Origin of the sequence: Porphyromonas uenonis DSM 23387 = JCM 13868 (assembly GCF_000482365.1) — a bacterium.
Classification (GTDB): domain Bacteria; phylum Bacteroidota; class Bacteroidia; order Bacteroidales; family Porphyromonadaceae; genus Porphyromonas; species Porphyromonas uenonis.
Genome location: NZ_KI535309.1, coordinates 73,249 through 94,982 on the forward strand (window position 1 = coordinate 73,249; position 21,734 = coordinate 94,982).

18 protein-coding genes are annotated in these 21,734 nt (G+C 56.1%); 17 read left to right on the forward strand and 1 reads right to left on the reverse strand.

Annotation, left to right across the window (positions count from 1 at the left end; translation table 11 throughout):
* Positions 1-220 precede the first annotated feature (220 nt).
* Positions 221-2,017 (reverse strand): 30S ribosomal protein S1, encoded by a 1,797-nt coding sequence (gene rpsA / locus L215_RS0108000; RefSeq protein WP_025883230.1) that lies wholly within the window; start codon positions 2,015-2,017, stop codon positions 221-223.
* Between the two features lie 237 nt (positions 2,018-2,254).
* Here rpsA and L215_RS0108005 point away from each other — a divergent pair, with 237 nt between their 5' ends.
* From L215_RS0108005 to mfd, 17 genes are all read left to right on the forward strand, one after another.
* A complete protein-coding gene (locus L215_RS0108005) occupies positions 2,255-3,196 on the forward strand; it encodes a glucosaminidase domain-containing protein (RefSeq protein ID WP_027451612.1) in 942 nt (313 codons plus the stop codon).
* A 49-nt stretch (positions 3,197-3,245) separates the two neighbouring features.
* Complete coding sequence (locus tag L215_RS0108010) at positions 3,246-4,406, forward strand: AIR synthase related protein (RefSeq protein ID WP_027451613.1); 1,161 nt, start codon at positions 3,246-3,248, stop codon at positions 4,404-4,406.
* A 37-nt stretch (positions 4,407-4,443) separates the two neighbouring features.
* Positions 4,444-5,550, forward strand: coding sequence for a peptide chain release factor 1 (gene prfA / locus L215_RS0108015; RefSeq protein ID WP_025883228.1), 1,107 nt, complete (start codon positions 4,444-4,446; stop codon positions 5,548-5,550).
* Between the two features lie 123 nt (positions 5,551-5,673).
* A complete protein-coding gene (locus L215_RS0108020; RefSeq protein ID WP_027451614.1) occupies positions 5,674-6,255 on the forward strand; it encodes a superoxide dismutase in 582 nt (193 codons plus the stop codon).
* A 163-nt stretch (positions 6,256-6,418) separates the two neighbouring features.
* Entirely contained in the window at positions 6,419-7,417 is a 999-nt protein-coding gene (locus L215_RS0108025) for a malate dehydrogenase (protein ID WP_007365665.1), read from the forward strand.
* A 331-nt stretch (positions 7,418-7,748) separates the two neighbouring features.
* On the forward strand, positions 7,749-8,444 hold the full coding sequence (locus L215_RS0108030; RefSeq protein WP_025883227.1) for a porin family protein: 696 nt from the start codon (positions 7,749-7,751) through the stop codon (positions 8,442-8,444).
* A 172-nt stretch (positions 8,445-8,616) separates the two neighbouring features.
* Positions 8,617-9,150, forward strand: coding sequence for a CD225/dispanin family protein (locus L215_RS0108035; protein WP_025883226.1), 534 nt, complete (start codon positions 8,617-8,619; stop codon positions 9,148-9,150).
* 193 nt (positions 9,151-9,343) lie between these two features.
* The gene (locus tag L215_RS0108040; protein ID WP_025883225.1) at positions 9,344-11,032 is read left to right on the forward strand and encodes a S41 family peptidase; all 1,689 of its coding nucleotides are present in this window, start codon (positions 9,344-9,346) and stop codon (positions 11,030-11,032) included.
* Positions 11,033-11,123: 91 nt separating this feature from the next.
* Positions 11,124-12,803 carry a putative transporter gene (locus L215_RS0108045; RefSeq protein WP_025883224.1) on the forward strand — a complete coding sequence of 560 codons (1,680 nt, stop codon included), beginning with the start codon at positions 11,124-11,126 and terminating at the stop codon, positions 12,801-12,803.
* Positions 12,804-12,825: 22 nt separating this feature from the next.
* A complete protein-coding gene (locus L215_RS0108050; protein WP_025883223.1) occupies positions 12,826-13,131 on the forward strand; it encodes a hypothetical protein in 306 nt (101 codons plus the stop codon).
* A 7-nt stretch (positions 13,132-13,138) separates the two neighbouring features.
* Positions 13,139-13,684: a lysophospholipid acyltransferase family protein gene (locus L215_RS0108055; protein ID WP_025883222.1), complete on the forward strand. Its 546-nt coding sequence runs from the start codon at positions 13,139-13,141 to the stop codon at positions 13,682-13,684.
* A 4-nt stretch (positions 13,685-13,688) separates the two neighbouring features.
* Positions 13,689-14,507 (forward strand): nitrilase-related carbon-nitrogen hydrolase, encoded by an 819-nt coding sequence (locus L215_RS0108060; RefSeq protein ID WP_025883221.1) that lies wholly within the window; start codon positions 13,689-13,691, stop codon positions 14,505-14,507.
* Positions 14,508-14,513: 6 nt separating this feature from the next.
* Positions 14,514-15,380 (forward strand): ABC transporter substrate-binding protein, encoded by an 867-nt coding sequence (locus L215_RS0108065; RefSeq protein WP_025883220.1) that lies wholly within the window; start codon positions 14,514-14,516, stop codon positions 15,378-15,380.
* Between the two features lie 13 nt (positions 15,381-15,393).
* Complete coding sequence (locus tag L215_RS0108070) at positions 15,394-16,404, forward strand: FecCD family ABC transporter permease (RefSeq protein ID WP_025883219.1); 1,011 nt, start codon at positions 15,394-15,396, stop codon at positions 16,402-16,404.
* Positions 16,401-17,186: an ABC transporter ATP-binding protein gene (locus tag L215_RS0108075; protein ID WP_025883218.1), complete on the forward strand. Its 786-nt coding sequence runs from the start codon at positions 16,401-16,403 to the stop codon at positions 17,184-17,186. The genes L215_RS0108070 and L215_RS0108075 overlap by 4 nt, the downstream gene beginning before the upstream one ends.
* A gap of 296 nt (positions 17,187-17,482) precedes the next feature.
* On the forward strand, positions 17,483-18,376 hold the full coding sequence (gene folD / locus L215_RS0108080) for a bifunctional methylenetetrahydrofolate dehydrogenase/methenyltetrahydrofolate cyclohydrolase FolD (RefSeq protein ID WP_025883217.1): 894 nt from the start codon (positions 17,483-17,485) through the stop codon (positions 18,374-18,376).
* Between the two features lie 10 nt (positions 18,377-18,386).
* On the forward strand, positions 18,387-21,734 hold the full coding sequence (gene mfd / locus L215_RS0108085; protein ID WP_025883216.1) for a transcription-repair coupling factor: 3,348 nt from the start codon (positions 18,387-18,389) through the stop codon (positions 21,732-21,734).

Below are 21,734 nucleotides of genomic sequence, written 5' to 3' on the forward strand. Positions count from 1 at the left end.
ATTCCTAGGTACTTATTTGGCAAATTCCTAGGTAGGAAATTTGTAGCGAAGCCTCGAGCGAATGCTTTTATTAGAGGTAAGCGCTTAGCAGACACAGCGATAGTGCGATCAACGACAAATAAGAGAGAGGTGACCTCCCGATGGGACATCACCTCTCTTACTATTTGCTATGGTTAGTCTCAGGGGGTGCTGGGCACCGCTCCGTGACTTCCACTATTTGTTACTCAGCGCTCTCTAGACGCTCCTTGAGAGCTGCTAGCTCGTCCAGGTCTCCGAGAGTAGCACGCTCTACGCTCTGCTGTGTAGCTGCGACAGCTGCAGCATCACGTACCTGCTGGTTGCGCTCCTCGCTAGCAGCCTGACGACGCTCTGCACGCTCAGCATCCTCGTGGATACGGCTGTGAGAGACGATGATGCGCTGCATCTCGGGGTTGAAGTCTAGGATCTTGAAGGGGAGCTTCTCGTCTACAGCAACGCTCGTGCCGTCCTCCTTGATGAGGTGCTTAGGTGTGGCAAATGCCTCGACACCGTAAGGTAGCGCGATGGTGGCACCCTTCTCATTCATACGAACGACTGTACCCTCGTGGATAGAGCCGATGGTGAACTCCTTAGCGAACTCGTCCCAAGGATTCTCTGTCACCTGCTTGTGACCGAGGCTGAGACGACGGTTCTCCTTGTCGATCTCGAGGACCTGTACCTCGATCATCTGACCAACCTTGACGAACTCGTTGGGGTGCTTGACCTTGCGAGTCCAGGAGAGGTCGCTGATGTGGATCAGACCGTCGATACCCTCGTCTAGCTCAACGAAGACACCGTAGTTGGTGAAGTTGCGTACGCGAGCCTCGTGGTTGGACCCAACGGGGAAGCGCTGCTCGATGGTTTCCCATGGATCGGGCTTGAGCTGCTTGAGACCGAGGCTCATCTTGCGATCCTCGCGGTCGAGCATGAGGACGACAGCGTCTACCTCCTGACCTACTGTGAGGAACTCCTGAGCACTGCGTAGGTGCTGCGTCCAGGACATCTCGCTGACGTGGATCAGACCCTCGACACCTGGGATCACCTCTACGAATGCACCGTAGTCTGTGATGACTACAACACGACCATGGACGATGTCACCCTCCTTAAGGTTAGGATCGAGTGCATCCCATGGGTGAGGCATGAGCTGCTTGAGACCGAGAGCGATACGTGTCTTCTCCTCATCAAAGTCGAGGATGACCACGTTGATCTTCTCATCAATAGAGACCACCTCGGAGGGATCTCCGATACGACCCCAAGAGAGGTCGGTAATATGTATTAGACCGTCTACGCCACCGAGGTCGACGAAGGCACCATAAGAGGTGATACCCTTGACGACACCCTCGAGGACTTGACCCTTCTCGAGCTTGGAGATGATCTCCTTCTTTTGCTGCTCGAGCTCTGCCTCGATGAGGACCTTGTGCGATACGACTACGTTGCGGTACTCGGGGTTGACCTTGACGATCTTGAACTCCATCGTCTTGTCGACAAAAGCGTCATAGTCCTTGATAGGACGTACGTCGATCTGTGATCCTGGCAGGAAGGCCTCGATGCCGAAGACATCGACGATCATACCGCCATTGACACGGCTCTTGATGTAGCCGAGGATGACCTCGTCGTTTTCCTGAGCAGCAGCGATCTTCTCCCAAGCACGAGCAGCACGCGCCTTGCGGTGTGAGAGCTGTAGCTGACCATGGCGATCCTCCTTGCTCTCGACAAGTACCTCTACCTCGTCTCCGACCTTGAGGTCCTTGTTGTAGTTAAACTCGTTGGCAGAGATGATACCTGCACTCTTGTAGCCGATGTTGACTAGTACCTCGCGCTTGCTGATAGACATAACTTTGCCCATGACGACCTCGTTCTCTTTGATGGTCGTGAGGGTCTTGTCATAAATCGCCTCGCGCTCTTTGCGCATCTCCGGAGAGATGTCAGTGTCCTGTGCGTAGCCAGACCAGTCGAAGTCTGCGAGTGGCTGGATACGATCCGTTGGATTGTTACTCATTTAGTAAGTTGTGGTGATTTAATAGGTAAAACTGTATGTATAGATACTCTGTACAATGGCGCAAAGGTACGAAAATTCTTACATACGTGACGACTAGCCGATTAAGCGTTGCGTCGATGCCGAAGCTAGTGACTACAGATCTATTTAGTACCTTTGTAGTTCAGGTAGCTCCTCTCACTTTGTGGAGAAGTGCTTGGTCCCTAGCTACACACCTAATAGATTAACGCCTAAAGCCCTATGAAGCTCTTCACCGATCTGTCACGGTCTCTGCTCTCGATAGCTTGTCTGCTCTTGCTCTGCACCACTGCGTGGGGGCAGGCGCCGATGAATCCTAACTACCAGACCTATATACGTACCTATGCCGATGAGTGCATTCGCCAGATGAAGCGTCACAAGATCCCTGCGAGCATCACGATGGCGCAGGGGCTGATCGAGACGGGCGCTGGCTCTAGTCGTCTGGCGCGCGATGGTAATAACCACTTCGGCATCAAGTGTCACCGCGCCTGGCAGGGGCAGCGTATCTATGCCGACGATGATCTCAAGGGAGAGTGCTTTCGCAAGTACCGCTCTGCGGGTGACTCCTACGAGGATCACTCGAACTTCCTCAAGCAGCCTCGCTACAAGGTGCTATACACTTACCAGATCACGGACTATGAGGCGTGGGCTAGGGGACTGCAGCAGTGTGGCTATGCGACGAACAAGGGCTACGCCAACATGCTCATCAAGGTGATCGAGCAGTACGAGCTATACGAGCTGGATCGTGGGCGCTACCCGCGCTGGATGTCGGGCCGTCCCGCTCCGACTTATACGCCTTCTGAAAAGGATCCGGAGATGAAGCTGACGCACGAGGGATACTTTAGCTATGGACTCCTATATATATTGGCAAACGAAGGGGACTCGCTCGAGTCGATCGCTCGTGAGATGGGCATAAGCCTCAAGCGCTTGGCCGACTACAACGATATGCCAGTAGACTTCCCGCTACAGGCTGGCGACGTGATCTACCTAGAGCGCAAGAACAAGCGTGCCACGCCTGACTACCCCGACCATGTGGTGCAGGTAGGCGAGTCGATGCACGACATCTCCCAGCGCTACGGCATCCGCCTCGCTCGACTCTACCGTATGAACCATCTAGACTACGACTACGTCCCCGAGGAGGGCGACGTGCTCAGGCTTCGCTAATCTCTAACTTCTAATTTCTAAAGTCTAACCTCTAACCTCTAAGGTCTCTATGAACCGATATATGCGCCGTGGCGTTTCTGCCGCAAAAGAAGATGTACACAAGGCGATAGCTCACATAGACAAAGGGCTCTACCCGCAAGCCTTCTGCAAGATCCTCCCTGACATACTGGGTGGTGATCCTGACTATTGCAATATCATGCACGCTGATGGGGCTGGCACAAAGTCTTCGCTAGCCTATATCTACTGGCGAGAGACGGGCGATCTATCCGTGTGGCGAGGCATTGCGCAGGATGCGATCGTGATGAACCTCGACGACCTCCTCTGCGTGGGAGCGACCTCGGGGATGCTCCTCTCCTCAACCATCGGGCGCAACAAGCAGCTCATACCAGGCGAAGTGATCGGTGCAGTCATCAATGGTACCGAGGAGATCCTAGCGCAGATGCGCGATCTCGGCGTAGAGATCTACCTTACGGGAGGTGAGACGGCTGACGTGGGCGATCTGGTTCGTACGATCATCGTGGACAGCACGGTGACCTGTCGTATGCGTCGGAGCGACATCATCGACAACGCACATATCGCTGACGGAGACGTGATCGTCGGCTTCGCCTCCTATGGTCAGGCGACTTACGAGGCGCGTTACAATGGCGGCATGGGGAGCAACGGACTAACCTCCGCACGACACGATATACTCTCGCACGCATTGGCCGAGAAGTTCCCCGAGAGCTACGACCCTGCGGTGCCTGACGACTTGGTTTACAGCGGGAGCCGTGAGCTACTCGCTGAGGTGCCAGGGACCGGGCTGACGGTCGGCGAACTGATCCTCTCACCGACACGCACTTACGCTCCGCTTGTGGCGAAGCTGCTCAAGGAGATGCGCCCCGCCATACATGGACTGATCCACTGTACCGGAGGTGCTCAGACGAAGGTGATGAACTTCGTCACGAACAAGCACATTATCAAGGATCATCTGCTCCCCGTCCCGCCGCTTTTCCAGATGATTGCCGAGGAGAGTGGCGCCGATGCTGCGGAGCTGTACCAAGTCTTCAACATGGGGCACCGCCTAGAGGCTTACTTGCCCGCAGAGCAGGCCGAAGAGGCCATCGCCGTGGCACGACACTTCAACATTGATGCGCAGGTCATCGGCCGTGTCGAGTCGGCCGACCAGAACCGCCTGACGCTCATTACGCCCTTTGGCACGGTAGAGCGATAGCTTTTGACCCACCCCTTACATCACTTAGCAGACCTATATGAACGATTTACTCAACCGCATAGAAGCTCTGGTGGCGCGCCACGAGGAGCTAGAGACTTTGATCACAGACCCTAGCGTCATCGCCGACGGCAGGCGCTTTGCCACCCTGAGCAAGGAGTACACTCACCTCGGAGAGATCCTCAAGGCTGGGGGGCAGTACAAGCAACTTCTGACCCAGCAGGAGGAGGCCGAGAGCACCCTCCAGGACAGCGACAGCGATGAGGAGCTAAAGGCCATGGCTCGCGAACTACTCGCTGAGGCTAAGGAGGAGATCCCTAAGATGGAGGAGGAGATCAAGCTACTCCTCCTACCGAATGACCCTGAGGACGACAAGAACGCTATCCTAGAGCTACGCGCTGGGACGGGCGGTGACGAGGCTGCGCTCTTTGCGGGAGATCTCTTCCGTATGTACTCGCGCTACTGCGAGACCAAGGGGTGGAACGTCACCGTCAGTAGCTACACCGAGGGCGGTACGGGAGGTTACAAAGAGATCGTCCTCAACATCACAGGCACGGGCGTCTACGGTACGCTCAAGTATGAGAGTGGCGTGCACCGTGTGCAGCGTGTTCCGCAGACGGAGACGCAAGGACGTATCCACACCTCGGCAGCGACCGTGGCGGTACTGCCTGAGGCGGACAAGTTTGAGGTAAATATCAACGAGGGAGAGATCAAGTGGGACACCTTCCGCTCCAGTGGTGCTGGTGGGCAGAACGTCAACAAGGTGGAGTCGGGCGTACGTCTGCACTATCCGTGGCGCAACCCCAATACGGGCGTCGTGGAGGACATAACGATCGAGTGTACCGAGACGCGCGACCAGCCGAAGAACAAGGAGCGTGCCCTCTCACGCCTTCGCACTTTCATCTACGACAAGGAGCACCAGAAGTATATTGACGAGATCGCCTCACGTCGTAAGACGATGGTCTCGACGGGCGACCGCTCGGCAAAGATCCGCACCTACAACTTCCCTCAGGGTCGTGTCACCGATCACCGCATCGGTCTGACCGTGCACAACCTGCCAGGCGTCCTCGGTGGCGACCTGCAGCCGATCATCGATGCGCTCATCGTTGCTGAGAATACCGAGCGCCTCAAGGAGGCTGCCCTCTGATCCCGCACTCTGGGGACTTGTTTTTGTAATTCATTTTGTATACCTTTGTGACGCAGTCTAGGCTCAGAATGCTATGAGCCTGGAACTGCACATGTCACACTTAAAGTAAACAGATAAAGCAATATGACACACGAACTAATAAAGCTCCCCTATGCAAACGATGCGCTTGAGCCAGTAATCAGCGCTGAGACGATTCAGTATCACCACGGCAAGCACCTCAAGGGCTATGTCGACACGCTTAATAAGCTCCTGCCCGACTCTGACCTCAAGGACGCCTCTCTCGAGGAGATCGTTCGCAAGGCGGAGGGCAAGCTCTACAATCAGGCTGGCCAGGTGATGAATCACAACATGTACTTCCTCCAGTTCGCACCAAACGCTGGTGGGCACCCCGAGGGCAAGCTCGCTGACGCTATCAAGCGCGACTTCGGTAGCTTTGAGGCGTTCCAGACAGCCTTCAACGATGCCTGCACCTCACTCTTTGGTTCAGGCTGGGCTTGGCTAGCTAGTGACGACAAGGGCAAGCTCTCTATCGAGAAGGAGCCTAACGCTGGCAACCCTCTACGCAAGGGCCTCAAGCCGCTGATGTGCTTCGACGTATGGGAGCACGCTTACTACCTCACTTATCAGAACCGTCGTGCCGATCACGTCAAGGACCTATGGTCTATCATCAACTGGAAGGAGATCGCACGTCGCTACGAGGCGTAAGCCGATAAGCGCAAACCCGTAGAAGCGATCGCTTAGTGGAGAGATTGGGGGTGTGAGCAGTCAGACCTGTAGGGTCGCAAAGCTTTCCTCCCAGTCTCTCTTCTTTATTAATAGGGGCGCAACGCAATAAGCTGACAATTTCAATACAGACTAAATAAGCACTATGAACTTTGTAACGCAAGACAAACTGGTCCTCATCGGCGCTGCCGGTATGATCGGATCAAATATGGCGCAGACTGCTGCCATGATGCACCTAACTCCAAACATCTGCCTCTACGACCCCTTTGCCAAGGGACTCGAAGGCGTCTGGGAGGAGATGCGCCACTGTGGCTTCGAGGGGCTAAACCTCACCTTCACCTCAGACATCGCTGAGGCTCTCCGAGGGGCTAAGTATATCGTCTCATCGGGCGGTGCGCCTCGCAAGGAGGGTATGACCCGCGAAGACCTACTCAAGGGGAACTCTGAGATCGCTGCTGAGCTAGGACGCAACATCAAGAAGTACTGCCCCGACGTGCACCACGTGGTCATCATCTTCAACCCCGCTGACATCACCGGTCTCGTCACGCTCATTCACTCAGGGCTAAAGCCTTCGCAGGTGACCACCCTGGCAGCGCTCGATAGCACACGTCTGCAGAGCGAGCTAGCCAAGCACTTTGGTCTCCAGCAGAGCCAAGTAACCAATACCCGTACCTATGGTGGTCACGGTGAGCAGATGGCTGTCTTCGCCAGCACCGCTCGTGTCGACGGCACCCCGCTCACAGACCTCATCGGCACAGACCGGCTGACGCACGACGACTGGGCTGCACTCCAGCAGCGCGTCATCAAGGGCGGTGCCAACATCATCGCTCTGCGTGGTCGCTCTAGCTTTCAGAGCCCAGCCTACGTATCCATTGAGATGATACGCGCGGCTATGGGTGGCGAGCCCTTCCGCTGGCCAGCTGGTTGCTTCGTTCGTGACAGCCGTTACAAGAATGTGATGATGGCTCGTGAGACCACTATCACACGTGACGGTGTAGCTTATAAGGAAGTCAAGGGGCTACCCGACGAAGAGGCAGCTCTCGACAAGAGCTACGAGCACCTACAGGCTATGCGCGATCAGATCATACAGATGGGCATCATCCCCGCTGTCGCTGACTGGCACACGGTCAATCCCAATCTATAGTATACACGCCCTCGCTTCGCCTAGCATAGCGAAGTAAGGCGCCAACGTCTGACGACCACGTGGAGCAATCCCTGTGGTCGTCTTTCTGTTTGCTCCGAAACCTCCGGGAGCGCGGACTCTTTCACGGCCCATGCGCTCCTACAGCAAGCGACTTATTAGACTTGTGGAGTCAAGAATACTTGCGCTGTAATTGTTTTTCTGTATATTTGCCATCGTAAAGGCGCTTCCACACGGCTAGATAAGCGTATCTGGCGAAGTATTAGGGGAGAGCCTTCCGAAAAATCCGAAACCAAATTAACTAATTAACTAACCTATAATCAATCAACTAACAATGAAGAAAGTAATTCTCGCAATCGTTACGATGCTCGCAGCTACTACGCTAGCTACAGCTCAGATGCGCCCCGCTATCAAGGTAGAGGCAGGTGCTAACTTCGCTAACCAGACTACTAAGGTCGGAGATCAGTCTCAGGACGGCAAGATGATGATCGGCTACCGCGCTGGTGTCGGTGTCGAGTTCGGCATCACAGACGGTTTCTACGTCAATCCTGGTCTGTACTTCCTCAGCCGTGGTCATAAGGGTGAGGCTACAGAGGTGCTGGGCGCTAAGGTAAACAATACTCTTTGGCTCCACAACGTCGAGATCCCTGTACATGTAGGATACCGCGCAGCTGTAGCTCCTGGTATGGCTGTCTCTATCCAGGCTGGTCCTTGGTTCTCTTACGGCTTCCTTGGTAAGAACGTTTACAAGGCAACTGGCGAGGGTACCGTTGCTGAGCTTTCAAAGAAGGCTGTTGAAGAGCTCAACAAGCGTGACAACAACCCATATAAGGAGTCTAAGATCGCTGGTGTAACTATCCCTGCTACACTTAAGCCTTTCGATCTAGGTGTCGGCATGCAGGCTGGCTTTGAGTATCAGCAGTTCGGTCTCAACCTAGGCTTCGAGTATGGTCTACTCAACACCTCCGCAGTGGAGAAGACGAAGGTCAACAACATGAACTTCTACGTAGGTCTAGGCTATCGCTTCTAATTATAGCAAAGACTTACCCTCCTAGCTGCTAGGAGTGGTGATGACAACAGCGAGCAGGCTCTCTGAGGCATACACCTCGGGGAGCCTGCTTCGTTTCCGATAGCACCCCAGTAGCGAAATCTGCAAATATTCTGTACCTTTGGAGGAAAAGTAATCAAACCACACAGCAACGATGAGGCAATACTATATCATCTACAATGACAAGCAGGCTGGTCCCTACACGATCGAGAAGCTTGCGAGGCTAGCGCTTACGCCTGAGACGATGGTCTGGACGGAGGGTATGAGCGACTGGGCTCCCGCCCGTGAGGTGCGCGAGCTGGATGCGCTCTTTACCCCCACGACACCGCCAATTCCTAGCTACAGCGCACCCACCTACGAAGCGCCACAAGGCCACAATGCGTCACAGTATGCTAGTGCTCCTCAGCACGATACAGCCTCGGAGCTCCCGCCCATACCGCCCAGCTACCTCGTATGGAGTATCCTTGTCACCCTCTTCTGCTGTAATTTAGGAGGTATCATCGCAATCATCTACTCATCACGGGTCTCCTCACGCTATCTAGCTGGCGACTACGAGAGAGCAGCCTACGCTAGTCGACAAGCACGGAACTGGATCATTGCCTCTGCATGCGTTGGTTTTTTCGTGCTGATATGTTACGCTGTCTGGCTTTTCAGTTACAACACCGGACAGATAATGCTTACAAAATAGCTTCGTCTAGCGCACCTTCGGGGGCAGGGCTCATGCCTATTTAGACAATTCCTCCTGAGGAATTTTCGGCAACTCGTGAACTCGTGCCACAAAGCATGAAAAGCACAAGTGTCACTAGGGGGTTGCGGGATAGGCTTCAACGAGATAGGTATCGAGTTATTCCGTATCTTTGTGCCAACGTCGTAAATATCGTATGAAACAACTCGCTCACTCCCTACTCGCGCTACTTCTCGTCGGCTCCCTGACATTGGCTCCGATGAGTCTGGTGGCTCAAGAGACCTCTACGTCACGCCCTACCAATGATTTTACCACCACTATGGCGGTGATGGGGAGCGTACTGAGCAATGTACGCAACTTCTTCGTTGATACGGTCGACCTGACCACGCTCTACGACGGTGCACTCACCTACATGCTACAGCAGCTGGACCCTTACACGGTTTACTTCAACGAGGAGGAGACGAAAGCCTTTGAGGAGAGTACGACGGGCCTCTACGGTGGCATTGGAGCGATCCTACGACAGCATCAAGACTCGGTCGTCATCATTGGCTCGCTCATGCAGGGCAAAGCGGCCGACAAGGCGGGGCTACGCCCGGCCGACGTCATATGGCGAATCAATGGCAAGGACTTCTCTCACACGAAGGTGGTCGACGTGCGCAATGAGCTCCGTGGTGAGCCGGGCACGCCTATCACACTGGTGGTGCGCCGTCCGGGCTATGCCAAGGACTCGCTGACGGTGGTTTTCAACCGTGAGCGCATCGACCTGAGTCCTGTCTCCTATGCGGAGCTACTCGATGGTCGTGTGGGCTTTATCTCGCTCAATACCTTCTCCACCTCCACCTGCCAAGAGTTTCTCAAAGCTTACGACCGCTTACAGAAGGATGCTGGGGGTAAGCTGAGCGGGCTGATCCTAGACCTTCGTGACAATGGTGGCGGGCTGATGGAGCAAGCGATACAGTTGGTCAATCTATTTATCCCCAAGGGACAGCTGGTCGTTTCACTCAAGGGGCGCTACCCGCAGCAGAGCAATAGTTACAAGACGACCAAAGATCCTCTCGACACGAAGATACCGCTCGTCGTGCTGATCAACGAGGGCTCAGCCTCTGCCTCTGAGATCGTGGCGGGAGCCTTGCAGGACTATGATCGTGCAGTGATCGTGGGGCGCAAGAGCTTTGGCAAGGGACTGGTGCAAGGCACCCTCGAGCTGCCCGATGGCGGACTACTCAAGCTGACTACGGCTCGCTACTATATACCTAGTGGACGCTCTATACAGAAGCTCTCCTACAACCATCGTGGTGGCTCTGAGCAGGTCAATGCGACCGATTCGCTGGGCGTACCCTACAGCACTACGGGGGGACGCACCGTCTACGCCGCGGGAGGCATCATGCCCGACATCGTTTGTCCGTCAGACTCGATTCCTTCGTTGCTAGGCACTCTGCTCTTTGACACACTTACCTATGACTTTGTCACCGACTACCTACTAACGCACAAAGCTCCCGAGCGGAGTACGCTCAGGAGCTTCGATCTAGGGGATGAGGCTTATGCAGCTTATCAGAAGAAGGTGATAGAGAGTGGCTTTACCTTTAAGTCTATTGCTGACGAACTGGTCAAGAAGGTGGAGGAGGCGCTCAAGGGGGAGCAGCGCTACGACGAGGTGTCGGACGAGTTTGCCGCATTTCAGAAAAGCCTCAAGGCCGACACGCCTCGGCTGATGAAGACGTACGAGAGCTTCATCCGGGACTACCTCAATATGGAGATCATCTCACGCTACTACTACGACGAGGGACGACTGGAGTACTATATGTCACGAGACAAGGTGGCGCAGCGTGCTGTGTCGCTCCTCGGAGACCCGACCTCTTATCACCAATTACTCAAAGGTAAGTAACCCCACGCTCCCCTACCTAGAGGCTTCTTGTAACGCACACATCTTATTATTACATACTCTACATCACATCAAGTAAAAAGCTTATTGTACAATGAATTGGTTTGAAAACTTATTTGTCGGCTCGGGGATAGCGCACTCTGTCTTCCTGATAGCTCTAGTCATCGCTGTGGGGATGCTCCTAGGACGCATCAAGATCGGCAAGGTCTCCCTGGGTGTGACGCTGGTACTCTTCGTGGGTATCTTCTTCGGTGCTCTAGGGATGCAGATCGAGCCTGGGGTTTTGCACTTTGTCAAGGAGTTTGGCCTCATACTCTTTATCTATGCGGTCGGTCTGCAGGTGGGACCAGGCTTCTTCCCCTCACTGAAGAAGGGCGGTCTGAAGCTCAATCTTCTGGCGGTCCTCGTGGTCATGCTCGGCGTGGGCGTCACGATCGCTATCAAGTATATCTCAGGACTACCTATGTCAACAATGGTGGGTATCCTCTCGGGTGCTGTGACGAATACGCCTGGCCTAGGTGCTGCGGAGCAAACTTACTCAGATATCATGGGTACGTCTGACCCCTCCATTGCAATGGGCTATGCGGTGGCCTATCCGCTCGGGGTGATCGGTATCATACTCTCGATGATGGTGGTACGCAGTGTCTTACGGATCAATATCCGCAAGGAGGAGCAAGACTTCGTCTCTCAAGATGATGCCCTAGAGCATACGGCGCGTGCGGCTTCCTTTGTCGTGGCAAATCCCGCAGTCTTTGGCAAGTCCATCATGGAGCTACTCTCGAGCTACTTCGAGCATGGCGACATCGTCGTGTCACGGCACTATAATCATGAGACTCAGGAGATCACGGTCGCTACGGGGAGCACTATCCTCGAGGAGCATGACCGTGTCTTCGTCATCGGACAGCCTCACGAGCTAGATCACTCGGAGGCGATCTTCGGGCAGCGCATCGAGATAGACCGTAAGAAGTGGATCCCCACGGGGTCAAACCTCATCAGCAACAAGTACACAATCACGAAGAAAACGCTCAACGGTAAGCGTCTCGGAGAGCTACAGCTACGTCAGATCTACGGTGTCAATGTAACCCGTGTGACACGTGCTGGAGTGGACCTCGTAGCACATCCTAATATGCGCCTGCAGATGGGCGACCAGATACGGGTCGTAGGCTCTGATGCCTCTGTCAACAAGGTGCGTGAGCTGGTCGGCGACTCCCAGAAGCATCTTAACGAACCGAACCTGATCGGGATCTTCATCGGTATCGCTATCGGTGTACTCTTTGGCTCTATCCCCTTTGCCTTCCCTGGCATCCCTCAGCCTATCAAGCTGGGCTTGGCGGGCGGTCCGCTTATCGTGGCGATCCTGCTGAGCAACTTCGGTCCTAAGTTTGGCCTTGTGACCTATACGACACATAGTGCCAACCTGATGATCCGTGAGATCGGCATCGCGCTTTTCCTCACCTGCGTCGGCATCGGCGCTGGCGATGGCTTCGTCGATACGATCATCAATGGAGGCTATCACTGGGTCGGCTACGGCTTTATCATCACGATCATACCGATGCTCATCGTGGGCTTCCTCGGCAAGAAGCTCTTTAAGGTCAACTACCTCACGCTCTCAGGGCTGATGGCTGGTAGTATGACCGATCCCCCTGCACTGGCCTATGCCAACGGACTCACCGAGGAGGATGCGCCCGCCGTGGGCTATGCGACGGTCTACCCACTGACGATGTTCCTCCGTGTCTTGACGGCACAGATGCTCATCATCTTTTTCGTAAGCTAATAACCAACTAATCAATCAAACTATGGCAAGTCGTAGAAACCTAAAGAAAACCATACATACAGATGTCGAAGAGATGCTCTTTGACCTATCTATCCTCCATGCAGTAGCCTCTGAGGAGCGCAAGCCCGCCATCGAGGAGCTGATCAGCAAGGTGATCGACAGCGAGAATGACTTCATCGCTCGCATCTCACATACAGACGGCCGTGGCGAGTCTAAGCTCGTTCGCAGCTACTACAACAAGCTCCATGAGGAGTACCTGCACTTCGCCAATGAGATCGAGGGCGAGGTCAACAAGCTCGGTGACGAGCTACTAACTCCAGAGGCTTAGTCTGCTGATGAAGCTAGCACGTCTCATACTGCGCTGGTGTGGCTGGCAGCTCATTGAGCCCGCCGCCTATCCACCGCAGAGCGTCATCTGTGTAGCGCCCCATACGAGCAATATGGACTTCATATGGGGCAAGCTATACTACTGGGCGGTAGGACAGAGAGCGCACTTCTTGATGAAGCGCGAGCTCTTCGTCCCGCCTCTCGGATGGCTCTTCAAGGCGATGGGAGGCATCCCTATAGATCGTCGCCACAAGGGCAATACGGTCGAACAGGTTGTAGCGCGCTTTCGTGCTAAGGACGACTTCGCCGTGGCGATCACGCCTGAGGGTTCGCGCAAAGCTCGGGACAGATGGAAGACAGGTTTCTATCACATCGCCGAGGAGGCGGGCGTACCCATACAGCTGGCGGTCATAGACTACAAGCGTAAGCGCATCGGCATCTTCGAGCAGTTTGTCCCGACGGGAGACCTCGACAAGGACATACTATATATAAGGAGTAAGTACCACGCCGACCAGGCGAAGAAGCCTGAGCTCTTTAGCGAGCAGACTCTATAAGCTGATGGAGCAGGAGACACTGCGGGTGGTTCTCGCACAGCGCCCGATCGTCTGGACAGATCCCGAGGCAAACCTTCGCCTCATGGCGGAGGACATACGCACGGCTGCCGAGGAGGGAGCGCACTTAGTTGTCTTCCCCGAGGTGATGCTCACGGGCTTTAACCTCAAGGTGGCTCAGTCGGCCCGTCCCTGGCGGGGTGCTGAGCTGGAGCGCCTGCGAGCCTTGGCGCAGGAGCATCAGATAGCGATCGCCTCCTCCGCCTTCGTCTGGGACGACGAGGCGCAGCCGACGCACTACTACAACCGTGCCTACATGGCGCTCCCCGACGGATCGCTCTATGCGCAGGACAAGCGGCACCTCTTCTCCATAGCTGGCGAAGACCGCCTCCTCACGCCAGGCAAGGACTACGACATCGTCACCTATCGTGGCTGGCGCATACGACTGATCACCTGCTACGACCTACGCTTCCCCGTATGGTGTCGCAATCGTACCCATACGGACGGCTCGCTCGACTACGACCTCCTGCTCGTCGTCGCCAATTGGCCTCGTCCCCGCATCACCGCTTGGCGCACACTCCTACAAGCTCGCGCCGTCGAGAATGTCGCCTACGTCATCGGCGTCAACCGCATCGGCTCCGATCCCTTTGGCACCGACTACTCAGGCGAAAGCTTAGCCTACGACTATCTCGGCAGCCCGCTCATCGAAGCGAAACCTTACGCAGACCAACTCTTGAGCGCCACGCTAGAGCCGGAGCCTCTGGCAGCCTTTCGGCAGAAGTTCCCCGTATGGCGCGACAGTGACCCCTTTACCCTTCACTCCTAACGTACTATGACCGCTCTAACCCATTCGCTGCGCAGACCGCTCCTGCGCTTCCTTCCGCTCCTACTTCTGTTCCCTCTCTTGGTCGGTTGCCACAAGGCGAGCCAGCAAGAAGACGAGACGCAAGCGCCACGCATCGTCTCGCTCGTCCCCTCCGTGACTGACCAGCTCTACGACCTCGGATGCGACTCGCTCCTCGTCGGCTGCACCTCTTACTGTAGCCGAGCCGTTGCCGATAGCGTCACCGTCGTTGGCTCCGCCATACAGACCAATCTCGAGCTCCTCATAGCACAGCGTCCGACCCTTGTCTTCGCCTCCGACTTCACCGCTCCGCAGACCATCTCCGCACTGGAGAACGCTGGCATCGAGGTCGTTCAGTTTACCAATCCCGCCAGCTACGACACCATACAGGCGCAGTATCGCCAGATTGCCACACTCGTCGGCGCGAGCGACCGTGCCGAGTCTCAGCTCGCAAAGATTAACCAGCGAGTCGACTGGCTCAAGCAGCTCAATGCGACACGCCCCTGGCATCCTCGTGCCTTCATGCAGATAGCTTTTGACCCGCTCTTTGGTGCCTCCACCTCGACCTATATGAATGACCTAATCACCTTCAGCGGTTGTACGAACATCGTCACCGTGGCGGGCAATGGTCAGCTCAGCCTAGAGTATGTCGTAGAGCAAGACCCCGAGGTGCTCTTCCTCATCACCAATCATGGCAGCGAGAGCGGATCAGAAGAGTCGTGGCACACGCTGCGCTCGGTCACAGCTGTGCAGCAAAGCAACTACTGCCCGCTCCCAGGAGAAATCGTCAGCCAGCCCACGCCACAGCACTTTGTCGAGGCACTGCAGCTGATGACCGACTACCTTAGTGAGTAAAAGTTTCTTCCCCATGCCCCACCGACCGACCCTCGCTAAGTCCTACTGGACGCTCCCTCTGATGGTGCTGCTGCTCCTAGTCGTCGCCATCCTATCGCTACATGTCGGGGCGCATCCCATCTCCCTCTGGCAGCTCTCGGAGATCCTCTCAGACACCACCTCTGTCGAGTACACGATCCTGACGCAGCTTCGTCTGCCACGTATCATCAACGCCATCTCCATCGGTGGCGGGCTAAGCCTCTGCGGAGCTATCCTGCAGGGGCTTTTTCGCAACCCGCTCGTCGAGCCCTACACCCTCGGCATCTCGGGCGGTGCTTCGCTAGGGGTCACGCTCGCCATCGTCTTAGGCTTGTCCACCGCCTTCCTGACGCTCCCCGCCTTCGGCTTCATCGGAGCTTTGGTCACCATCTTACTGGTCTATGCCAATAGCTACCAGCGCCACGGACTAAGCGTACAGCGCATGCTCCTCGTCGGTGTGATGGTCAGCTTCATGGCTTCGTCAGGCGTCATGCTTCTTCTCTCCGTGGCTCGTGCCGAGCAACTCTCCCGCATCATCTTCTGGACGATGGGTTCGCTACAGGAAAGCAAGCCGTTTATCGTCTGGGGCATGCTCCTCTTCACCTTGCTCCTCCTAGGGGTGAGCTACCTCTTCGTACAGTCGCTCAATGCGCTCCGTCTGGGCGAACTCAAAGCGCAGCAGCTCGGCATCAACACACGACGAGTCGTGCTGTGGCTCTTCGTCCTCAGCTCGCTGCTGACCAGTGCCTGCGTCTCCGTAGCTGGCGTCATCGGCTTCGTCGGGCTAGTCATTCCGCAGGCGACACGTATCCTCCTCGGCAATGACTACCGCGTCCTCCTCGTCGGGAGCTTCATCAATGGCGGCATCTTCCTCATCCTCTGCGATATGTTGGCCCGCACCATCCTTTCGCCCATTGAGCTCCCGATAGGTGTCATCACCGGCTTGATCGGTGGCGTCGCCTTCCTCTACCTCATTCACCGCACTAGACGCTCGCACCAAATATGACCAGTCAGACGATCCTACGTGCCGAGCAGCTCATCTGTGGCTATGGTCGCAAGGCGGTCATCGGCCCTCTCGACCTCGCCATCGCTCGTGGCTCCCTGACTGCTATCATCGGGCCTAATGGGGCTGGCAAAAGCACCTGCTTCAAAACCCTCACGGGCGTCCTGCCCCCACTCTCTGGAAAGGTTAGCCTACTAGACAAACTCCTCAGCAACTACACCCTCCGTGAGCGTGCTCGCCTCGTCTCGATGGTCAATCAACAGATCATTCCTCAGCCACTCAGGGTCTACGACTACGTCCTCATGGGACGACTGCCTTACTTCAAGCGCTTTCAGATCGGATACAGCGAAGAGGATCATGCACGCTGCGACCATTACCTCGAGCGCACCGGCATCGCACGACTAGCCGACAAGCGACTCGACGAACTGAGCGGTGGCGAACAGCAGATGGTCGCCATAGCACAGGCACTCACGCAGGAGCCTCAGCTCCTCCTCCTCGACGAGCCGATCTCGCACCTAGACATCGGCTACACGACCGAGATCATGCAGCTCCTCGAGACGCTCCACGCAGAGGGATTGACGATCCTGATGATCCTCCACGATATCAACGTAGCCTCCGAGTACTGCGAGGAGCTCATCCTCTTCGGTCCCGACGGCTTGCTCGCTCACGGCACCCCCCAGACGGTTCTCACCGAGGCGCACCTGCAGGCGGCCTACCACACCACCGTCCTCGTGCAGCCCGCCCCCGCCTCCGGCCGACCCTACATCTATCCCCAGCGTCGCTAGCCAGTCGCTCCTCTTCATTTCCTCCGATACGCCTGAGACATTGGTGCCAATAGAGTGAAACTAAAGTTTCTTCCGTAGGAAACTCTAGTTTCATACCTAGGAAACTCCAGTTTCTTACCTAGGAAACTCTAGTTTCATACCTAGGAAACTATTTGCGGGTAGGCTACGACCGAGTTAATCTCTCAGATTTCGGTATCTTTGTACAGCAACTTTGCGAAGGTGATGCCACGAAGAGAGCTTTGCTCACCTCGCTAGCACAAGCAGAACAACAAATTCATCTATACAAATACTACTCTATGACACAAGAATCATTCATTCGCCTAGATGGCAAGACCACGGCGACTGAAATCAAGAAGGAGATTGCCAAAGAGGTACAGCAGATGGTCGCTGCGGGGCAGCGTCCACCCTGTCTAGGCGCTATCATCGTGGGGCATGACGGTGCCAGTGAGACCTACATAGCGAGCAAGATTAAGGCTTGCGAGGAGGTCGGCTTCATCTCCTTGACGAAGCGCTTCGATGAGTCCATCACGCAGGAAGAACTCATCGCCGAGATCGAGCAGCTCAACAAAGATCCCGAGGTCGATGGCTTCATCGTCCAGCTCCCGCTACCGAAGCATATTGACGAGCAGGCGGTCATTCACGCTGTGGACTACCGCAAGGATGTGGATGGATTCCACCCGATCAACGTGGGACTCCTAAGTCTCGGCGAGCCGTGCCTCGTACCTGCCACGCCGAAGGGGGTTATCGAGCTACTCAAGCACTACAACCTCAGCACAGAGGGCAAGCATGTGGTAGTCCTCGGACGAAGCAACATCGTTGGCAAACCGATCGCTCAGCTTTTCCTTCAGAAGGGTGCGCAGGGCAATGCGACCGTGACGATCTGCCACAGCCGTACGAAAGATATCGCCTCCATTTGCCGTCAGGCTGACATCGTTGTCGCTGCGATCGGCATCCCGCTCTTTGTCAAGAAGGAGATGGTCAAGGAGGGTGCCATCGTCATCGACGTGGGCATCACACGTGTCCCCGACGCAACGAAGAAGAGTGGCTCTCGCATCGTAGGCGACGTTGACTTTGACGAGGTGGCTCCGCACTGCTCCTACATCACGCCTGTGCCAGGCGGTGTAGGTCCTATGACCATCATCACGCTGATGCGCAATACGATCCTGGCTCGCCAGCTACGCCAGAAGTAGTCTCTCCCCTATGTCCCTCCTCGATCTCTGGCACGATCATCCGCGCATCGTAGAGCTTCGCCAAGCCCTACAGCAGGATCATTGTGTAGAGCTCGAGGGGGTGACCGCTTCGGCGCCCGCCTTTATCCTCGCCACCTTGGCGCGTGAGCATCCTTATCTAGTGATTGCCGAGGATGACGACAGTGCGGGCTATATGCTGGGCGACTTAGAGGCTCTGGGTGTCAAAGCTTACTACTACCCCTCAGCCTTCAATAGACATATTAAGTATGGTCAGCGAGAACCAGCGCAGGAGGTCTTGCGTGCCGAATTGCTCGCCTGCCTTGCTGCGGGCGATACACCGCTGATCGTCTCTTACCCCGAAGCTCTTGCCGAGGCAATACCCTCCCAGCAGGAGGTGGCGCAGAGCTGCTTCACGCTCAGCGTGGGCGATGTGATCTCTCGAGATAAGCTACGAGAGCGACTACTCGAGGAGGGCTTCGAAGAGGTGGACTACGTCTACAGTCCTGGTCAAGTGGTCTACCGTGGTAGTCTTGTGGACATCTTCTCTTACGGGAGCACCTACCCGTACCGCATTGACTTCTTTGACGATGAGATCGATAGCATACGTCGCTTTGACATCGAGAGCCAGCTCTCTGTGGATCAGTGCGAGCGAGCTGAGATAGCCCCCGCACTACAGGTCAAAGGCGATGCCGCAGGCGGAGAGACTTCGCTCCTGTCGCTCCTATCCCCTGACTACCAACTCTGGATCAGTCGCTACGAGTCGCTAGCTGAGCAGTGCAAAGGGCTTTACGATGCGGAGCTAGCGGTAGAGTACGAAGGGGCTTTTACCACACAGGAGGAGATGCGCGAGCTGCTACTTCCTCCAGACAAACTCTCGGCTGAAGTGGCGCAGCGCACGAAGATCCTAGGCACTCCGACGAAAGGGCTGTCAATCGTCGACCAGCGGATCACCTTTGCGACGAAGCCACAGCTACTGATCCATCGCCACTTTGACCTATTGGTCGAGGAGCTGCAGGTGCGCAAGCGGGGCTTCTTCAAGAGCTTCTTCCTCTCCGAGTCGTCCGCACAGGCGCAGCGCCTCAAGGAGATACTCATCGAGCGTGAAGCCGAGGAGCTCCTCCCCGAGTGGGTGCCACTGGTCGTTCACGAGGGATTTGAGGATAAGGACTTGGACGTCTTGCTCCTGACCGATCATCAGGTCTTCGACCGCTACCACCACTACCAGCTCAAGAGCGACCGCATACGCAATGCCGATGCGGCGATCTCGCTCAAGGAGCTACACGCCATCTCGCCTGGCGACTACATCGTCCACAGCGACCACGGCGTGGGGCAGTTTGACGGGCTCCTCACCACGGAGGTAGACGGCAAGCCACGTGAGGTGGTCAAGCTGGTTTACCAAAACAAAGATGTGCTCCTCGTCAGCATCCACAGCCTGCACAAGCTCTCAAAGTATCAGGCACAAGAGGAGGGTTCGCCACAGCTCAGCAAACTAGGTACTGGAGCCTGGACAAAGCTCAAGGAGCGTGCGAAGACCAAGATCAAGTCGATCGCTCGTGACCTCATTGCGCTCTATGCAGCGCGCAAGGAGCAACCAGGCTTTGCCTTTTCGCCCGATAGTTACCTGCAGCACGAGATGGAGGCTTCCTTTGCTTATGAGGAGACGCCCGACCAACTGAAAGCGATCGAGCAGATCAAGGCGGACATGGAGAGTAACCGCCCGATGGATCGATTGGTCTGCGGTGACGTGGGCTTTGGCAAGACGGAGGTAGCGATACGAGCTGCCTTCAAGGCGGTCGCCGACAGCAAGCAGGTGGCGGTCCTAGTGCCGACGACGATCCTCGCTTACCAGCACTACCAAACCTTTAGCCAGAGACTTGAGGGTTTGCCCTGCCGCATCGAATACCTCTCGAGAGCTAAGAGCGATAAGCAGACGAAAGCGATCCTAGCGGACCTAGCCGAGGGACGGGTCGACATATTGATCGGCACGCACCGACTGCTGGGCAAAGGGGTCACCTTCAAGTCGCTCGGACTGCTCATCATAGACGAGGAGCAGAAGTTTGGCGTCAAGGCTAAGGAGCAGCTCCGCAAGCTACAGGTCAACGTGGATACGCTCACGCTCTCGGCAACACCGATACCCCGCACCCTACAGTTCTCCCTGATGGGTGCTCGTGACCTCTCCAATATCAATACGCCTCCGCGCAATCGTCAGCCCGTCACGACACGCCTCATTCGCTGGTCGCAAGAGACCATCGCCGACGCTATCGGTTACGAGTTGGCAAGGCACGGGCAAGTCTTCTTCGTCCACAACCGCATCGAGTCGATCCACGGCGTGGCGGGACAGATCCAGGAGTGCGTCCCAGGCATTCGCATAGCGATTGCTCACGGGCGCTTGACCCCGAGCGAGACGGAGCGGATACTGCTAGACTTTGCGGAGCGCAAGTACGACCTGCTCCTAGCCACGACGATCATCGAGAACGGCATCGACATGCCCAATGTCAATACAATCATCATCAACTCTGCTCACCGCTACGGACTCAGCGACCTGCACCAGCTCCGTGGCCGTGTGGGGCGTGGTAGCCAGCGGGCATACTGCTACCTGATCACCCCGCCACTGGGCACCCTCACGGAGGCTGCCGCACGGCGTGTCAAGGCGATCGAGAGTCTCTCCGACCTAGGCAGTGGTATGCGCATCGCCTTGCAAGATCTGGACATACGAGGTGCTGGCAATATATTAGGTACCGAGCAAAGCGGCTTCATCGCGGATCTGGGCTTCGAGACTTACCGCAAAGTCTTTGAGGAGGCAGTCCGCGAGGTCAAGCAGGAGGACTTTGCTGCGCTCTTTGCCGCTCAGACGGAGCAGCAGGCGGAGCTGGGCAATGCCCTCACCGACACCACGATCGATACCGACCTCGACCTCTCCCTACCCCACGAATACATCCCGCAAGACAGCGAGCGCATCTTGCTCTACCGTGAACTGGACGAGCTGGCGAGCGACCGCGAACTAAAAGAGTTTGCCGATCGCTTGCGAGACCGCTTTGGCGCCCTGCCACCGCAGACGCAGGGGCTTCTCATGGTGCCACGTCTGCGACGTTTGGCCAGCCACCTAGGCATCGTCAAGGTCTCGCTACGTCGTGAGCAGATGATCCTTTTCCTCCCGCCCAGCGGCTCAGCATACTATCAGAGCAAAGCCTTCGACATACTCCTCAAGAGCGTGGCCAGCTACGGCAAAGCGTGCGAAGTGCGCGAGACCCGTGAGGGACACCGCAGCGTCAAGTGGCATAACGTCACCACCGTCTACCAAGCCGACAAAATCCTCTCCACGCTCTACAAAGCGCTCTTCGCCCATCCCGCCAAGTAA

Excerpts from the sequence above, each read along its gene's own strand:
- rpsA (WP_025883230.1), bottom strand. The coding sequence starts at position 2,017 with ATGAGTAACAATCCAACGGATCGTATCCAGCCACTCGCAGACTTCGAC.
- L215_RS0108005 (WP_027451612.1), top strand. The coding sequence starts at position 2,255 with ATGAAGCTCTTCACCGATCTGTCACGGTCTCTGCTCTCGATAGCTTGT.
- L215_RS0108010 (WP_027451613.1), top strand. The coding sequence starts at position 3,246 with ATGAACCGATATATGCGCCGTGGCGTTTCTGCCGCAAAAGAAGATGTA.
- prfA (WP_025883228.1), top strand. The coding sequence starts at position 4,444 with ATGAACGATTTACTCAACCGCATAGAAGCTCTGGTGGCGCGCCACGAG.
- L215_RS0108020 (WP_027451614.1), top strand. The coding sequence starts at position 5,674 with ATGACACACGAACTAATAAAGCTCCCCTATGCAAACGATGCGCTTGAG.
- L215_RS0108025 (WP_007365665.1), top strand. The coding sequence starts at position 6,419 with ATGAACTTTGTAACGCAAGACAAACTGGTCCTCATCGGCGCTGCCGGT.
- L215_RS0108030 (WP_025883227.1), top strand. The coding sequence starts at position 7,749 with ATGAAGAAAGTAATTCTCGCAATCGTTACGATGCTCGCAGCTACTACG.
- L215_RS0108035 (WP_025883226.1), top strand. The coding sequence starts at position 8,617 with ATGAGGCAATACTATATCATCTACAATGACAAGCAGGCTGGTCCCTAC.
- L215_RS0108040 (WP_025883225.1), top strand. The coding sequence starts at position 9,344 with ATGAAACAACTCGCTCACTCCCTACTCGCGCTACTTCTCGTCGGCTCC.
- L215_RS0108045 (WP_025883224.1), top strand. The coding sequence starts at position 11,124 with ATGAATTGGTTTGAAAACTTATTTGTCGGCTCGGGGATAGCGCACTCT.
- L215_RS0108050 (WP_025883223.1), top strand. The coding sequence starts at position 12,826 with ATGGCAAGTCGTAGAAACCTAAAGAAAACCATACATACAGATGTCGAA.
- L215_RS0108055 (WP_025883222.1), top strand. The coding sequence starts at position 13,139 with ATGAAGCTAGCACGTCTCATACTGCGCTGGTGTGGCTGGCAGCTCATT.
- L215_RS0108060 (WP_025883221.1), top strand. The coding sequence starts at position 13,689 with ATGGAGCAGGAGACACTGCGGGTGGTTCTCGCACAGCGCCCGATCGTC.
- L215_RS0108065 (WP_025883220.1), top strand. The coding sequence starts at position 14,514 with ATGACCGCTCTAACCCATTCGCTGCGCAGACCGCTCCTGCGCTTCCTT.
- L215_RS0108070 (WP_025883219.1), top strand. The coding sequence starts at position 15,394 with ATGCCCCACCGACCGACCCTCGCTAAGTCCTACTGGACGCTCCCTCTG.
- L215_RS0108075 (WP_025883218.1), top strand. The coding sequence starts at position 16,401 with ATGACCAGTCAGACGATCCTACGTGCCGAGCAGCTCATCTGTGGCTAT.
- folD (WP_025883217.1), top strand. The coding sequence starts at position 17,483 with ATGACACAAGAATCATTCATTCGCCTAGATGGCAAGACCACGGCGACT.
- mfd (WP_025883216.1), top strand. The coding sequence starts at position 18,387 with ATGTCCCTCCTCGATCTCTGGCACGATCATCCGCGCATCGTAGAGCTT.